Below are 15931 nucleotides of genomic sequence, written 5' to 3'. Positions count from 1 at the left end.
AGCAGGGGACGCCGACGACGGCGTGGGATCTCGGGCAGTGTCGCCCATCCATTCCCCCAGGTGATCGGATTGCGATAGCTTGCCTCTCGAACGGCGCATGCCGTGGACAGCCGACGCCTCGGCAGGGGGAAAACTGCGGGCGCAGGCAGGGACTAGGGAGTAGCGGGCAGCGTGATCACCAGACTGACGCCGCAGGACGCGTCGTTCTACCGGCTGGAATCCAGCAGCAACCCGATGCACATCGGCTCCCTGGCCATCCTGCGCAATCCGGCGCCGACCGCCAAGTCCGGGCCCGGACCGCTCGATTACGAGCGCCTGGTGTCACTGGTCGAGGCGCGGCTGCCGCTGGTGCCGCTCTACCGCCGCAAGGTGCGCGAGATCCCGTTCGCGCTGGGCCGCCCGGTGTGGGTGGACGACAGCCATTTCGACATCACCTATCACATTCGGCGCTCGGCGCTGCCCGAGCCGGGCACCGACGAGCAGCTGCTGGATCTGGTGGCGCGCTTGGCATCCCGGCCGCTGGACCACACCCGGCCGCTGTGGGAGATGTACCTGGTCGAGGGCCTGTCCGAGGGGCGCTGCGCCATCTTCACCAAGACCCATTCGTCGCTGGTCGACGGCGACAGCGCGCTCGAGATCGGGCATGTGATCCTGGACACCTCCACCGCGCCCCGCGAGGTCGCCGACGACGCCTGGGTCGCGCATCGCGAACCCGCCGACGTCGAATTGCTGGTCGGCGCGGTGCTGCACCTGGCGACCCAGCCGCGCGAGGGGCTCGAAGTGGCGCGCCATCACATGGCCGAGGCGTTCGCCATGGTCGACGCCACCGGCAAGGCGGTGCAGAAGCTGGTGTCCATGGTGCGCGCGGCGGCCATCGGCGCGCCCGACAGTCCCCTCAACACGCGAACCTCCCGCAACCGCCGCTTCGCGGTGGTGCGCACCGATCTCGAGGACTACCGCAAGATTCGGAAACGGTTCGACTGCTCCATCAACGACGTGATCCTCGCGGTGGTGACCGGCGCGCTGCGCAATTGGCTGCTCTCGCGCGGGCAGGTGCTCACCGAGGCCGATCAGCTGCGCGCGGTGGTGCCCATGTCGGTGTACGCCGACGGCCCGCACGGCGAACTCAAACCCGCGGGCGAGGTCACCTCGCTGCTATTGGATCTGCCGGTGGGCGAACCCAATCCGGTCATCCGCATGTCGCACATCAAGCACGCCACCGAAGCCCACTCCCGCCATCAGCGCGGGGTGCGCGCCCGGACGCTGGTGCACATGGCCGGATTCGCCCCGGCGAGCCTGCATGCCATGAGCGTGCGCTCGGCGAGTACTTTTGCAGAGCACACGTTCAATCTGGTGATCACCAACGCGCCGGGTCCGCAGCAGGCCATGTACATAGGCGGCGCGCGGATGCTGGAGATGTACCCGGTGTCGCCGCTGCTGCGCTTTCAGGCTCTGAGCATCGGGCTCACGTCCTACGACGGACGGGTGTTCTACGGACTCACCGCCGATCGCGACGCCATGGCGGACATCGCGGTGCTGACCGCTTCGGTGCACGAGTCGATGGAGGAGATGCTCGGTGCCTGCGTCCAGTGAGTCGTCCCGCGTATCGAAGAAGCTACGGGTCTACATCCCGGCCACCGTGCCGATGCTGCGGGAGCTCGTCGCGGACCGCGAGATTCGCGCGATCAACGACACCGCCTTCGCGGTGACCCCGGCACTGCGCGAGGCCTACGCCTCCGGGGACGACGACGAACTGGCCGAGGTCGCCATGCAGGAGGCCGCCCGCGCCTCGCTGCGCCTGCTGGCCGAGGAATCGGCCGCCGCGGATCTGGGTGGCGAGGACGCCGGCGACGACACCGATTCCGCGCCCAAGGGCCCGATCTTCCGCCGCGCGGTCATCGCCGCCGACGTGGACGGCGCGACCCTGCGCCCGGACCTCGACGACGCCGTGGTCCGGCTCTCCGCGGCCGTCCCCTACGAGCGCATCGCCTCGATCCACGTGGATCTGGCCGAGGCCGAATCCGAGGTCGCCAAGGCCGTCGAGGTCATCGACGCCGCCGACATGGGCGACGCCGACGCCGAATTCGTGCTCGGCGACGCCGAGGACCACCAGCTCGCCTGGTACGCCGCCCAGGAACTCCCGTTCCTGCTGGAACTGCTCTGAGCCCGGAACCCACAGCGGTTCGGGGACACGAGAGCCCCGAGAGGTAGTTCCGGCACCGTAACCTACGATGCCGTAACCTTGTCGTGACAGTCATCGATCACAGGGTGACAGGCGTACGACGACAGGAAGCGTTCCCAGATATGGCATCGAAGAGTGGTGGATTCTCCGTGCGCGGTTTGCGGAATTGGCTCGAGGCCCCCGTGGCCGAGGGCGGCACCGCCGGGCGGACTCCCCTCGACACGCTGCGCGGCGCCGCCGCGCGCATCACTACTCCCCTGCTGCCCGACGACTACGCGCACCTGATCAATCCGCTCTGGTCGGCCCGCGAGCTGCGCGGCCGCATTGTCGAGGTCCGCAAGGAGACCGCCGATTCGGCCACCCTCGTAATCAAGCCGGGCTGGGGTTTCGACTTCAAATTCCAGCCGGGCCAGTACATCGGCATCGGAGTCCTGGTGGACGGCCGCTGGCACTGGCGCTCGTATTCGCTGACCTGCCCGCCGGATTGGAGCGGCGACGGCACCCACAAGGGCAAGCGACTCATCTCCATCGCGGTGAAGGCCATGCCCGAGGGCTTCCTGTCCAGCCACATCGTCTCCGGCGTCCCGGCCGGGACCATCGTGCGCCTGGCCGCGCCGCAGGGCGGTTTCGTGCTGCCGGATCCGGCCCCGAGCAAGGTGCTGTTCCTGACCGCGGGCTCGGGCATCACCCCCGTGATGGCCATGCTGCGCACCATGGATCGCCGCAACGCGGTCCCGGATGTGGTCCACGTGCACTCCGCGCGCACCCCCGACGATGTCATGTTCGGTGACGAGCTGCGCGAATTGCACGACAACCACCCGTCTTTCACCGCGCACCTGCACCTGACCGGCGAGAAGGGCAAGTTCGCCCTGGCCGATCTGGACGAGGTCGTTCCGGACTGGCGCGAGCGCGAGGTCTGGGCCTGCGGTCCGCTCGGCATGCTCGACGAGATCGAGAAGCATTGGGCCGCCGCCGGTCTCGCCGACCAGCTGCACGTGGAGCGCTTCGAGATCGAGCGCAATGCCACCGGCGAGGGCGGCACCGTCACCTTCGCCAAGGCCGGGCGCACCGCCGAGGTGGACGGCGCGACCACGCTGCTGCAGGCCGGTGAGGGCGCGGGCGTGCGCATGCCGTTCGGCTGCCGCATGGGCATCTGCCAGACCTGCGTGGTGACTCTCACCGACGGCCACACCCGCGACCTGCGCAATGGCAAGGAACACCGCGCCGGCGACAAGATCCAGACCTGCATCTCGGTCGCCGCGGGCGACTGCAGCATCGACGCGTGACGCGACACCGGACGCGGCCTCCGCGCCCGGGAACGGCTACCCTCGATAGCAATCGAGCCTGAACGCGGTCCCGCTCGGGACCGCCCACCTCCGCAGCGGTGCGAGGCAGTTCAACCACGGAAGGACCCGCCGGTGGCCATCACCGACATCAAGGCGTTCGCCCATTTGACGGCCGCCGACATCGAATCCCTCGGGCATGAGCTCGACACGATTCGCCGGGATGTGGAGTCGTCGCTGGGCGAGAAGGATGCGCGCTACATCCGTCGCAGCATTGCGGCGCAACGCATTCTGGAGGCGGCGGGCCGCGCCACGCTGTTCGCCTCCAAGAAGCGCTGGGCCTGGCTCACCGGCACCGCCCTGCTCTCGGTCGCCAAGATCATCGAGAACATGGAGCTCGGGCACAACATCAGCCACGGGCAGTGGGACTGGATGAACGACCCGGAGATCCACTCCACCACCTGGGAGTGGGATATGACGGGTACGTCCGCGCAGTGGAAGGCCGCCCACAACTACTCGCACCACATGTACACCAACATCCTCGACATGGATGACGACCTCGGTTTCGGCATCCTGCGCATGACCCGCGACGAGGAGTGGAAGCCGATCAATCTGGCGCAGCCGGTGGCGAATCTGTTCCTGGCCGCGCTGTTCGAATGGGGCATCGCCCTGCACGATCTGGCGGCCACCAAGGAGCAGATGGGGATTCCGCCGGTGAGTTTCTTCCCGCCGCGCCACCTGCTCAACGAGCCGAACAAGGCGTTCTGGCGCAAGGCCGGAAAGCAGATCGCGAAGGACTTCGTGATCTATCCGGCGCTCACCGGCCCGGCCTGGAAGTCCACGCTCAAGGCGAACGCCACGGCGAATCTGATCCGCAATCTGTGGGCGTACGCGGTGATCTTCTGCGGGCATTTCCCGGACGGCGCGGAGAAGTTCACCGTCGACCAGTTCGACAACGAGACGCACGGCGAGTGGTACCTGCGGCAGATGCTGGGCAGCGCGAATTTCGACGCGGGCCCGGTCATGGGCTTCATGAGCGGCAACCTCAGCTACCAGATCGAGCATCACCTGTTCCCGGACCTGCCGAGCAACCGGTACCCGGAGCTCTCGGTCAAGGTGCGCGAACTGTGCGACAAGTACGACCTGCCCTACACCACCGGCCCGCTGAGCAAGCAATACCTGTTGGCGTTCCGCACGATTCACAAGCTGGCGCTGCCGGATCAGTGGCTCAAGCGGACCTCCGACAACGCGCCGGAGACCTCCTCGGAGCGCAAGTTCGCGGGCATCTCGCTGCCATCCATGCCGACCTGGAACGGCAGTGAGTGGCTGGCCGAGCACAGCGCGAGCGAGTGGCTGGCCGAGCATCAGCCGAAGTGGGGCCTGGACCCGGAGACGGGTGAGCGCCGGGGTCTGCGCTCGGCCATGCAGGAGGCCAAGGTGGCGCTCAAGGAGAAGGCGCGCCATGAGCAGGAAGTGCTGCGCGAGGCCAAGGCCGCGCTGCAGGAAAAGGCCCGGCAGGAGCGGGAGTTGCTGCGGGCGAAAGCCCAACGCGAGGGACGGCTTTCGCGTATCCTGCGTCGGAATCGCTAGCAGATCTCGGTCTCGAAAACAATGCGTTCTTAGACACGCCAGAGTTTCGATCCTCGCCAACCTACGGAGCCGTAACTTACGGTACTGTAACCACCATGGCGATCTCGGATGTCAAGGAATACGCGCACCTCACCCCGGAGGATGTCGAAGCGATCGGGGCGGAGCTCGACGCCATCCGCCGCGAGGTCGAATCGTCCCTGGGCGAGAAGGATGCCCGTTACATCCGCAATGTGATCCGTCTCCAGCGTGGCCTCGAGATCAGCGGCCGCGCAGTGCTTTTCGCGAGTCTGTTCCCGCCCGCGTGGCTGGCGGGAGTGGCCCTGCTGGGTACCGCCAAGATCATCGAGAACATGGAGATCGGCCACAATGTGATGCACGGGCAGTGGGATTGGATGAACGACCCGGAAATCCATTCCACCAAATGGGAATGGGACAACGCGGGCCCGTCCGAACACTGGAAGATCACCCATAACTTCCTGCATCACAAGTACACCAATGTGCTGGGCATGGACGACGACATCGGCTACGGCCTGCTGCGCGTCACCCGCGATCAGCGCTGGTCGCCGTTCTACCTCGGGCAGCCGGTGTACAACCTGCTGCTGCAGATGTTCTTCGAATACGGCGTCGCCATCCAGCATTTGGAGTTGGGCAAGGTCGCCAAGAAGAAGTGGCCCGCGGATTCCCCCGAGCGCAAGCAGTTCGAGGAAGACCGCCGGACCGTGCTCAAGAAGATCGGCAAGCAGGCCGCCAAGGACTACCTGATCTTCCCGCTGCTCACCGGCCCGGCCTTCCTGGGCACGCTGACCGCCAATCTGGCCGCCAATATCGTCCGCAATGTGTGGACCAACGCGGTCATCTTCTGCGGCCACTTCCCCGACGGCGCGGAGAAGTTCACCAAGTTCGACTGCGACAACGAGACCCAGGCCGAGTGGTACCTGCGGCAGATGCTGGGCTCGGCCAATATCTCCGGCGGCCCGCTCATGCACTTCATGACCGGTAACCTCTCGCACCAGATCGAGCACCACCTGTACCCCGACATTCCGTCGAACCGGCTGGCCGACATCGCGGTTCGGGTGCGGGCGCTGTGCGAGAAGTACGACCTGCCCTACACCACCGGCTCGCTGCCGGTGCAGTACGCCAAGTCGTGGCGCACCATCATGAAGCTGTCGCTGCCCAACAAGTACCTGCGCCGCGGCACCGACGACGCGCCGGAGACCAAGTCGGAGAAGGCCTTCGGCGGTGAGACCACCATCGATCCGATGACCGGACGCCGCCGCGGGCTGCGCACCGCGCTGCGCGAGGGTCGCCGCCGGCTCTCGCGCCGCGAACCGGCCATGGCGCGCTGAATGACCCGGTGAAAGCGCCGAATGCCCCCGCTGAAAATTCAGCGGGGGCATTTGGTTGTATGGACGCCGTGTGTTCCGCAGGTCCCGAAAGCCCCACCGAATGTCTCAGCGTCTACGACGCCATCAAATTGCGTCGTGACGTCCGCGCCGAATTCTCCGGCGAGGTGGTGGACGACGCCACGCTGCTGCGCATTCTCGAGGCCGCGCATCGGGCGCCCAGCGTCGGCAATTCCATGCCGTGGGACTTCGTGGTGCTGCGGGATCCGGGCACGCTGAGCAAATTCGCCGACCATGTGGCCGAAAAGCGGCAGCAGTTTCATGATTCGCTGCCCGCCGATCGCGCCGAGACCTTCAATCCGATCAAGATCGAGGGGATTGTCGAGAGCGGCACCGGCATTGTGGTGACCCACAACCAGGCCCGCGGCGGCACCCACATCCTGGGCCGCGCCACGGTCCCCGAGACCGGCATCTACTCGACCATCCTGGCCATCCAGAACCTGTGGCTGGCGGCCACCGCCGAGGGCGTGGGCGTCGGCTGGGTCAGCTTCTACGACGAGCCCTTCCTGGCCGACCTGCTCGACCTCCCCACCGGCGTCAAACCGGTCGCCTGGCTCTGCGTCGGCCCGGTCCACGAATTCCAACAGGTCCCCGACCTCGAACGCTTCGGCTGGCGCACCCGCCGCCCCCTCGAATCCGCCATCCACTGGGAGCAATTCACCCCGCGCGCCGACGACTGAGCACCGTGCCGCTCGGATCTACGGCGAAGCCCCGACCCGCGCTGGCGGATCGGGGCTTGTTCGTCAGAGAGGTTCGACGATCCCGCGGCTCAGTGCTGCGGGGCGGTGGCGTATCCAACGCCCGCCCCAATGGCGGCACCGACACCCGCACCGGCCAACGCGCCACCGGCCGCACCGACGGCCACCGGAATGGCCTCACCGGCAGCGAAACCGAGTCCCGCACCGGTCGCAATGCTCGCGGCGGTGAAGGGCAGCACGACGGGCGCACCGCCGACCAGCAGGGCCGGGCCGTCGACCGCGGCACCTACGGCGGCACCGGCACCCGCGCCGACGGCCGCACCGGCGATACCGACCGGCAGGCCGACCACGCCACCGGCCACTCCGCCCGCGACGCCACCGGCGACCGCGCCGACTCCGGCACCGATGGCCGCATCCTGGCCCATGCGGTTGAGGGTGTCGACCGGGATTCCGGTGGTGGGGTCGCGCGGGACGTCGGTATTGACGACCGGGGCGGGGGCGGGATCGGTGGAAACGGTTGCGGCGGCGGCGTTTCCGGCTCCGGCCAGGACCACGGCGGCGGCCACGGGAAGAGCGATGACGGAAGTAGCGACCAGCTTGCGAATAGACATCGGAGACACCGGCTTTCGTGGATACGTTCGTTTGTGGGAACTCATCCGGTGGGGCGGGGTATCGCGGTCGCACCGGATCCACTACCGACGCTAGGCCGATCTGGGCGCACGTCCAAAATGAGTGGACTCAGTAAATGCCGTGATCCAGGTCATGAAATCCGCCTCGACAAGCGGAGGACGGGCCGGTCACCGTCATGCGGGCGCGCGAATCTGCGCTGTCCGTCACATGTGATCGAGAGAGCACTCAGTCGGCCAGCCGCCGGGCCACTTCCGCCGCGATTTCCGCGCCGGTCGCCTCGCGCAACGCCTCCCGGATCGAGGCGCGCCGCAGGTCGGTGCGGGTGAGCAGGCCCGCCGCGATCAAGCCTTCGATCGGGCTCGCGCCGTAGGTGCGGCTGAAGGCGATGACGGTTTCCGCGACGGGCGAGTCGCCGCCGAGGTGGCGGGAGACGCGCATCTGATTGGTGCCCATGCGGGCGGCGATGGCGCGATCGCTGTCGCCGTGCGAGACCGTCTGCTTCCATTCCCGGAATGCCACAGGGAAATTGTGTACCGAAAGCCGGTGTGCGGAACCAAAGGACGCGGCGCGTCAGCACCAACTGACGCGGCGCGTCAGCGCAGCGGGTCGGTGGCGCGGTGGCCGATGACCGACACGTTCTCGAGCGCCACCACCGGATCCCCGGAATCGTGCTTGCCCGTAATGGTGATGGTGCCGGTGAAAACATCGCCCTGGGTGACGGTTCCGCTGGCCGGGCCGGTGAGCTCCACGCGCGAGCCGTCGATCGTGTAGTACTCCGACGGCGCGCCGCTCACGAAGGCCAGGGTCCATACGGCCGCATTGGAATACACCAGGCCGTACACGGGAATCCGCTCCCCCGCATGCTGTTCGGCATTGCGCAGGCGCAGATCCAGGTCGCGGTCGGCCGTCTGCCCGCTGTCGGATCCGGTCGATGGGAGTGGCATCGCCCCGGCACCACTCGCCACCGCGACGCCGCCCGCGCCGCCGAGTCCCGCCGCGATCACGATCGTCGCGGCACTGATCATCGTCCTGGTGAACACCGATCCGCCTCCGCTCATCTCGTTGTCCCAGGTATACCCAATCGACACCGTGTCCCTAACGCGCAATTCCCGGGAGCGGACCGGGGACCCCGGTTCGTGGACCCGAACCAGGGTCTTCACCTGCGGTGAGACGTGATCACGCCGATCGAGATCGCCGCGTCACATTCAGGTAACCGACGTACCGGTACCCACTGTTCAGACGCGCTCGAGCACCGCCGAGGCGCCAATGCCGCCCGCCGCGCAGATGCCGAGCAGCGCGGTGGACTTGCCGGTGAGGGCAAGTTCATTGGCCATGGTGGTGACCATGCGCGCGCCGGTCGCACCGAAGGGATGGCCCAGGGAGACCGAGCCGCCGTGCACATTGAGCTTGGCCGGATCGATCTCGCCGACGGCGGTGTCGCGATCCAGGCGGGTCTTGGCCCATTCGTGGCTGGCCAGCGCCGACACGACGGAGAGGGTCTGGGCGGCGAAGGCCTCGTGGATATCCACGAAATCGATGTCGGCCAGCGACATTCCAGCCTTGTCCAGGGCCCGGGGCATGGAGATGGCGGGCCCGATGAGCACCTGATCGCGCGGGTCGACGCTGACGAAACTCCAGGACCGGAACGCGGCCAGCGGTTGCAAGCCCAGGGCCCGGGCCTTCTCCTCGCTCATCAGCAGCACCGCCGACGCCCCGTCGGTGAGCGGGCTGGAGTTGCCCGCGGTGACGGTGCCGTTCTCGGCGAAAACCGGTGCCAGCTTGGACAGTTTGGCCAGGCTGGTGTCGCGGCGCACGAGGCCGTCGCGGGTGACGGCGACGCCGTCGGGGGTGGAGACGCTCAGCACCTCGCGGTCGAAGCGGCCCGATGCGATGGCCGCGGCCGCGCGGTGGTGCGAGGTGGCGGCGAAATTGTCCTGTGCCCCACGGGAAATGCCGTGGATGCGGGCCATCTTCTCGGCCGATTCGCCCATGACCTCGCCGGTGGTGCGCTCGGCGATCTGCGGTCGCCGCGGGATCAGGTCGAAGAAGGGCGCCAATTGTGTTGCGGCGGTGAGGTAGTCCTTGGCCTTGGGCTTGCCCAGGGCCAGCGGCGCGGCGGCGTGCACCAGCTTCTGCGGCAGCTTGACCTCGGCATTGCTGGTGGAGTCGCTGCCGCCCGCGATCATGATGTCGTACTCGCCGCGCTCGATGGCCGCGGCCGCCGACACCACCGCCTGCAGCCCCGACGCGCAGGCCCGCGTAACGGTGTAACCCTCACAGCCCGGGTCCATTTCGAGGTCGAGCGCGATCTCGCGCGCGATGTTGGGCGCGCCACTGGGCAGGATCACCCCACCCCACACGATCGCCTGCACATCCCCCTTCGGCAGCCCCGTCCGCTCCAGCAATCCGCGCACGGCGGTATCGGCGAGGTCGATGGAGTCCATCCGCGTGAAATCGGTGAATGCCCGCACGAACGGGGTCCGCGCCCCGGCGACGATGACAGCACGGCGAGCGCCCTTGATAGCCATGAGACCAGTTTTAACTGATACACAGCGTCACAGCAAGTGTGGTTCGTTCGAAACGCGACAACTGATTTCGCTGCGCCCGGGGTAACTCGTCGGGCACCCCCAAAATCGGTTCGGCACCCGACGTCGGTACGGGTGCGAAACTCCGACGGCTCTCAGCCGTCCGCCAAAGTCGCGGGGAGGCGGTATTGCGACCGGGGCCTTGTCCCGAGACCCCGGTCGAGAAGTGGATGTCCCTTAGAGCCGCTGACTACGCGAGCCGGATGAGGCCGTAGTCGAAGGCGTGGCGGCGGTAGACGACCGACGGTCGGTCGGTCTCCTTGTCCTGGAACAGGAAGAAATCGTGGCCGACGAGCTCCATCTGGTAGAGGGCGTCATCGACCGTCATGGGGATCGCGGGGTGCTGTTTGGTGCGCACCACATGGCCGGGACCGGCGGATTCGCCGTCCATCTCCGGGGCCGAATGATCATGTGCGGCGGATCCGTTCGAGTTGAACAGGGATTCGTCGATGAGACCGGCGGTCGCTTCCGACACCGAGATCGGCGTCTTGTCCCCATGATGCACGCGACGGCGGTCTTTCAGGCGACGCAATCGACTCTCCAGCTTCTCGACCGCGAGCTCGAGGGCCGCGTAGAAGCTGTCCGCGCAGGCTTCGGCCCGCACGACCGGACCCTTGCCGCGCGCGGTGATCTCTATCCGCTGGCAGTTCTTGCGTTGACGACGATTGCGTTCGTGGGTGAGTTCCACATCGAAGAGGTAGATGGTGGGGTCGAAGCGCTCCAAGCGAGAGAGCTTGTCCGCCACGTGAATTCGGAAATGGTCGGGTACTCCGCCCTCACCGAGGGTCCGTCCCTTGACCACGACGTCCGCGCTGGTGGCCCGAGTGGGTGAATCGTCGAGGGTGTCCTCGTCGTCGAGCAGCACCGCGGTGTCTGCGTTCTTCGCTGAGAGTCGTGAAGTAGTCGTCACGCGTACCTCCCGGATCTGGCCGCACAAGCCGCTCGTGCGGCGGGATTGAAACGTGTGCCGATCGAATGATTCGCTCGGCACATATGTCCGAGGCGCCACCTCCAAACTTGCGGTTCGGGTGTCTGATCGCCAACCTAATGCGCCAGCGACCTGTCCGCCAGTGTTCACGCAAATTTTCAAGAATCAAGCGGCGCAAGTAACCAGCACGGCACGAACAGTCACATCCGCCTCAGCGAGCGCACGCACCGATTCGCACATCGTGACGCCGGTGGTCAAGACGTCGTCGATGAGTACTACCTCGGCATTTGCCGGAAAAAGGACACCGGGTGGCCGGGTGGTGGCTACGATGATCCGCCCGCGCAGATTGTGCTGGCGATCGCTGTGCCCCAGGCCCACCGAGTCACGCACACCTGGCCGCATGCGCAACATACGTACCAGTCGGCAACCCGGCAGCCAACTCGCCGCGACGATCGCGGAACGCGTCACGGGATCGCCCCCGCGGGCGCGGGCGGCCGCCCGCCGAGTGGGCGCGGGAACCAGGACCAGCGGCCGCGCGGTGTCCCGCAAATGATCCAGTCCCCTGGCCATCGCGACACCCAACGGCTTCGTCAGGTCTCGCCGGAAATGCTCCTTGACGGCCAATACCGCCGCGCGCGGCGCACCCCGGTAGGCCGCCAACGCCCAGCACGGCACCCCGGGATCGGCGCGCGGGCGGATCCGCAGCGGCGGCCCCGACAGCGCCGCCGCGCAGTCGGCGCACCACGCGGTCCCCGCCCGCCCGCAGCCGCCGCACGAGTGCGGCAGCAGCAAATCCAGCAGCTCCCCCGGGCCCCGCGGTGTGTCCCCCATGCACCCCAGTGTGCGCCTAGCCGGGCAGCACCGGTACCGCGTTGGCCCCCAAACCCGGAACTTCGCGCCAGTAGTCCTCGCGCCCTTCGGGATTGCGGGTCAGCTCCAGCACCGCCCGCGAATCGGCCACGTACTCCTGATCCGGCGCGGCACTCACCACGCGCACCGGCGGGGTGAGGTTCTGGGAGGTCTGGGGCTTGAATTCGGAGCCGTCCACCAGCACGCCGGCGACCGGGTCCACATTGCCGTCGCGGGCCACGATGACCTTCTCGTCGGTGAGCCAGTCGATGGACACCGCGGCGGTGCTGAGCCCGACCGCCAGCGGCAGCGGTGAGGACAGCGAGTACTTGCCGTTCGGCTGCGGCACCACCACGGCCACGTACACCTTGCCGTTGGCGATGAGGGCCGCGCGCGCCCCGGACGGTGAGATGCGCAGCTCGGTGATGGGCGTGCGCGGCGAGCTCGAATTCGCCGCCGCCGCCATCAGTTCCGCGATGTCCACGTCCTGCACCGACACATTGCCGGTGGTGCGGTCGTGCACGGCCCGGATCACCCGGTCCCCGTCCACCACCGACCAGGCCGAGCTGCCGTCGGCGGGCCAGGACGGGCGGGTGAAGGTGCCGCCGGTGGCCACCGGAAAGCCCTGGCCGTCATAGGTTCCGATGATCAGCGTGCGTTCGGGCTCGGGATCGGGGCGACCGGATTTGGCGACCGCGGCCACCAGCTGCCCGTCCGGGGACAGCGCCACCGACTGCAGGGTGTGGGTGGTGCCGAAGAAGCCCGGCGCGGGGGTGATGGCACCGGAGTCGGTGAGCGCCACCAGCGAGCCGTCGCGCACGGCGTGCATCCCGGTGCGATTGCGGGCGATGGCGTCCGGGCTCTTGTTGTCCACGTCGGCGCGCTGCCAGCCGTTCGCGAACTTGTCGTTGAGCGGTTTGCCGTCGGCATTGAGCACGTACGGCCCGAGCACGTCGGCGCTGGACAGCGTCAGCACCACCTGCGCGGCCATCAAATCGCGGGTGGGCGGGTCCAGGGCGGCCGCGCCCGAGAAGTCCACGGCCACACCGCCGCCGCCGACCCCGACATTGTCGGGATCGCCATTGGCCTTGGTGATGGGCCCGCGCAGGGCCACCGGCTGCCCCATCGGGTTGTGCACCGCGGGCGAGAGCGCGGCCTGCGGTCCCTCGTTGAGCAGGCTCAACAGCCGCTGCGCCACCTGGTCCTTGCGCACCGAGATCCAGCGCAGGTCCGGTACCAGCGCCATGCCCGCCAGGTTGGGGAAGAACAGCGAATACCGGTGATACGACTTGGCGAAGGCCGCCTGTTCGACGATGACCCCGGCGGGCAGATCCTTGATCCGCCATTCGCCGTCGGTCTTCTCCATCTCGATCTTGGTTTCCAGGGTGCCGTCGGCGGCGCGATAGGACCCGTCGGAGGCCAGCTCGCCGATCTTGCGCGCCCGGATCACATAGGTGGCGGCGTCCCCGGTGCGCGACTCGCGCAGGGTGTTCGGCTGCGAGTCCACGATGGTGGTCCCGGCCGCGTCGTCCCAGGTCGCATTGGCCGCGGCCGAGAGGAATTGGCGCGCGGCCTGATGCCGATTCGACGGGTCGGCGGTGGCCTGCAGGAAGTCCAGCAGCAGCTGCTCGGGTTCGCGCCCGGCGATGGGCGGGGTGGGCGCGGTGCTGGTGGGCTGATGGTCGAGGCTGCCCAGCGCCTGCGGAGCCGAGGAGTCGGGCAGGCTCGCGCAGCCGCCGAGCAGGAGCAGACAGCCCACGGCGGCCAGCGCCCGGCGCAGGGCCACCGGTGTGCGGCGCAGAGCCACCGGTGTGCGGCGCAGAGCACAGACGGGTCGGGTCATGACTTGCCGTCCGCGGCGCCGTCGCCGGTGGTGGCGGAGGGGAATTCCGGTGCGATGGAGTCGAATCCGGCCTCCTCGGGAGACGCCGAGGACTCTGACGACTCCGATGGCTCCGAGGACTCCGATGGCTCGGACCCCGCCTCGCCGTTGCCGTTCGGCGCGGCGACCTCACCGTTGCTGTTCGCCGAGCTGACGAATCCCAGTGGCGCGGAACCCGGTTCGACGCCCACGGCCGGATCCGGGGTGGCGACACCGGATTCCAGCAGCGCCGCCGCGGATTCGATGGCCTCGGGCGTGGCGTCCGACGCCGCGATGTCGAGGGCCAGCTGTTCGGGCGAGACGGCCCCGCGAATCTTGGGCGGTTCCAACGACAGCGGGCTGGCGCCGAGCTTGCGCCCGCGGACCAGCGGCAGGGTGAGCCGGAAGCTCGCGCCCACGCCGATCTCGCCCCACGCCTCGAGCTTGCCCTCGTGCAGGTTGGCGTCCTCGACGCTGATGGACAGGCCCAGGCCGGTGCCGCCGGAGCGGCGCATGCGGGAGGGGTCCGAGCGCCAGAAGCGGTTGAACACCAGCTTCTCCTCGCCCGGGCGCAGGCCCACGCCCTGATCGCGCACGACGATGGCGACGGCATTGGCGTCCACGTCGCCGCGCATGCGCATGAGCACCGGCTTGCCCTCGCTGTGGTCGATGGCATTGGCGAGCAGGTTGCGCAGCACGCGCTCCACGCGGCGCGGATCCACCTCGGCGACAAGGGGTTCCTCGGGCATGTCCACCACGAGCTCGACGCCGGATTCCTTGGCCAGGTGCCGCACCGTGGACACCGCGGCCCGCGCGCACATGCGCACGTCCAGCGATTCCACCTGCAGCTCGGCCACACCCGCGTCGTGGCGGCTGATCTCGAGCAGATCGTTGAGCAGCCCCTCGAACCGGTCGAGCTCGTTGACCAGCAGTTCGGCCGAACGCGCCAGCGCCGGGTCCAGGTCGTCGCTGGATCCGTGGATGAGGTCGGCCGCCATGCGCACGGTGGTCAACGGCGTGCGGAGCTCGTGGCTGACGTCGGAGGTGAAGCGTCGCTGCAGATTTCCGAACTCCTCGAGTTGGGTGATCTGGTTGGACAGGCTTTCGGCCATCTCGTTGAACGACATGGCCAGCCGGGCCATGTCGTCCTCACCGCGCACCAGCATGCGCTCCTTGAGCCGTCCGTCGGCGAACCGACTCGCGATGCGCGCCGCGGATCGAATGGGCAGCACCACCTGTCGGGTCACCAGCGCCGTGATGGCGGCCAGCAGCACCAGCAGCACGATGCCGCCGATGAGCATGGTGCCGCGCATGAGCGACAGACTGCGCGCCTCATTGGTGAGCGGGAAGATCAGGTAGATCTCCAACGAGTCGATATCGGCCGAGGGGCTGCCGATGATCAGCGCCGAACCCTTGTAGCCGTCCGGGCTGGAGACCGTGGCGAACTGGTAGGAGACCTGCCGCTGCTTCACGAATTGGCGCAGCTCGCTGGGGATCTCCTGGATTGAGCCGGAGGTGATCTCCTGCCCGCTGTCCCCCGTCATGGCCAGCGCGGCCTCGTAACTGCCTGCCGCGCCGCCACTTTGGTTCCCGCCCGCGCTGCTGAACAGCGCGCGGCGGGCATCGTCCAAACGACTCTGCTGGGTGCCGGAATCGTGCACCCCGGTCAGTTGGTTCTGAACGGTATTGCGGGCGCGGCCCATTTCCTCGACGGCCGCGTTGATCTTCGCGTCCAACAACCGGTCGGTGATCTGACTCGTGAGCACGACGCCCAGAATCGTGATGACGATCAGCGACAGGGTGAGCGTGGACACGACAACACGCAACTGCAGCGAACGCCGCCAAACATGACCCAGTTGCTCGCCCAGATTGCGGAACCAGGCCACCACTACCGCCAGCCACCGCTGAACGCGGTTTCTGGA

Annotated in this window: 14 protein-coding genes; 6 read left to right on the top strand and 8 right to left on the bottom strand. The window is 67.9% G+C overall.

Features of this window, described 5'->3' with window-relative positions:
* Positions 1-171: 171 nt before the first annotated feature.
* The 6 genes from VMT65_RS04490 to bluB all read left to right on the top strand — a co-directional run bounded on the left by VMT65_RS04490 (position 172) and on the right by bluB (position 7138).
* A complete protein-coding gene (locus VMT65_RS04490) occupies positions 172-1593 on the top strand; it encodes a WS/DGAT/MGAT family O-acyltransferase (protein ID WP_326306624.1) in 1422 nt (473 codons plus the stop codon).
* Positions 1577-2164 (top strand): DUF6912 family protein, encoded by a 588-nt coding sequence (locus VMT65_RS04485; protein WP_442790172.1) that lies wholly within the window; start codon positions 1577-1579, stop codon positions 2162-2164. The genes VMT65_RS04490 and VMT65_RS04485 overlap by 17 nt, the downstream gene beginning before the upstream one ends.
* A gap of 140 nt (positions 2165-2304) precedes the next feature.
* Positions 2305-3468, top strand: a complete 1164-nt coding sequence (locus VMT65_RS04480) for a ferredoxin reductase (protein ID WP_326306623.1) — start codon at positions 2305-2307, stop codon at positions 3466-3468.
* A 132-nt stretch (positions 3469-3600) separates the two neighbouring features.
* Entirely contained in the window at positions 3601-5055 is a 1455-nt protein-coding gene (locus tag VMT65_RS04475) for a fatty acid desaturase family protein (RefSeq protein ID WP_326306622.1), read from the top strand.
* 95 nt (positions 5056-5150) lie between these two features.
* Positions 5151-6401 (top strand): fatty acid desaturase family protein, encoded by a 1251-nt coding sequence (locus tag VMT65_RS04470; RefSeq protein ID WP_326306621.1) that lies wholly within the window; start codon positions 5151-5153, stop codon positions 6399-6401.
* A gap of 68 nt (positions 6402-6469) precedes the next feature.
* Positions 6470-7138, top strand: coding sequence for a 5,6-dimethylbenzimidazole synthase (bluB, locus tag VMT65_RS04465; RefSeq protein WP_442790171.1), 669 nt, complete (start codon positions 6470-6472; stop codon positions 7136-7138).
* Between the two features lie 89 nt (positions 7139-7227).
* Here bluB and VMT65_RS04460 read toward each other — a convergent pair whose 3' ends face one another.
* The 8 genes from VMT65_RS04460 to mtrB all read right to left on the bottom strand — a co-directional run bounded on the left by VMT65_RS04460 (position 7228) and on the right by mtrB (position 15895).
* The gene (locus VMT65_RS04460) at positions 7228-7767 is read right to left on the bottom strand and encodes a hypothetical protein (protein ID WP_326306619.1); all 540 of its coding nucleotides are present in this window, start codon (positions 7765-7767) and stop codon (positions 7228-7230) included.
* Between the two features lie 244 nt (positions 7768-8011).
* Positions 8012-8305 carry a hypothetical protein gene (locus VMT65_RS04455; RefSeq protein ID WP_326306618.1) on the bottom strand — a complete coding sequence of 98 codons (294 nt, stop codon included), beginning with the start codon at positions 8303-8305 and terminating at the stop codon, positions 8012-8014.
* A gap of 74 nt (positions 8306-8379) precedes the next feature.
* Positions 8380-8826, bottom strand: coding sequence for a hypothetical protein (locus VMT65_RS04450; RefSeq protein ID WP_326306617.1), 447 nt, complete (start codon positions 8824-8826; stop codon positions 8380-8382).
* A gap of 195 nt (positions 8827-9021) precedes the next feature.
* Entirely contained in the window at positions 9022-10314 is a 1293-nt protein-coding gene (locus tag VMT65_RS04445) for an acetyl-CoA C-acyltransferase (protein WP_326306616.1), read from the bottom strand.
* A 247-nt stretch (positions 10315-10561) separates the two neighbouring features.
* Positions 10562-11236: a ribosome hibernation-promoting factor, HPF/YfiA family gene (gene hpf / locus VMT65_RS04440; RefSeq protein WP_326307443.1), complete on the bottom strand. Its 675-nt coding sequence runs from the start codon at positions 11234-11236 to the stop codon at positions 10562-10564.
* A gap of 228 nt (positions 11237-11464) precedes the next feature.
* Positions 11465-12130: a ComF family protein gene (locus VMT65_RS04435; RefSeq protein ID WP_326306615.1), complete on the bottom strand. Its 666-nt coding sequence runs from the start codon at positions 12128-12130 to the stop codon at positions 11465-11467.
* 16 nt (positions 12131-12146) lie between these two features.
* Complete coding sequence (gene lpqB, locus VMT65_RS04430; protein ID WP_326306614.1) at positions 12147-13991, bottom strand: MtrAB system accessory lipoprotein LpqB; 1845 nt, start codon at positions 13989-13991, stop codon at positions 12147-12149.
* Positions 13988-15895 carry an MtrAB system histidine kinase MtrB gene (gene mtrB / locus VMT65_RS04425; protein WP_326307442.1) on the bottom strand — a complete coding sequence of 636 codons (1908 nt, stop codon included), beginning with the start codon at positions 15893-15895 and terminating at the stop codon, positions 13988-13990. The genes lpqB and mtrB overlap by 4 nt, the downstream gene beginning before the upstream one ends.
* Positions 15896-15931 lie beyond the last annotated feature (36 nt).

The organism is Nocardia sp. CDC153 (assembly GCF_035818515.1).
Classification (GTDB): Bacteria; Actinomycetota; Actinomycetes; order Mycobacteriales; family Mycobacteriaceae; genus Nocardia.
This window is presented reverse-complemented; position numbering and strand designations above follow the sequence as displayed.

What these genes read in the sequence shown, in the direction of transcription:
- VMT65_RS04480 (WP_326306623.1), top strand. Translation starts at nt 2,305, where the DNA reads ATGGCATCGAAGAGTGGTGGATTCTCCGTGCGCGGTTTGCGGAATTGG.
- VMT65_RS04470 (WP_326306621.1), top strand. Translation starts at nt 5,151, where the DNA reads ATGGCGATCTCGGATGTCAAGGAATACGCGCACCTCACCCCGGAGGAT.
- VMT65_RS04460 (WP_326306619.1), bottom strand. Translation starts at nt 7,767, where the DNA reads ATGTCTATTCGCAAGCTGGTCGCTACTTCCGTCATCGCTCTTCCCGTG.
- VMT65_RS04445 (WP_326306616.1), bottom strand. Translation starts at nt 10,314, where the DNA reads ATGGCTATCAAGGGCGCTCGCCGTGCTGTCATCGTCGCCGGGGCGCGG.
- VMT65_RS04435 (WP_326306615.1), bottom strand. Translation starts at nt 12,130, where the DNA reads ATGGGGGACACACCGCGGGGCCCGGGGGAGCTGCTGGATTTGCTGCTG.
- lpqB (WP_326306614.1), bottom strand. Translation starts at nt 13,991, where the DNA reads ATGACCCGACCCGTCTGTGCTCTGCGCCGCACACCGGTGGCTCTGCGC.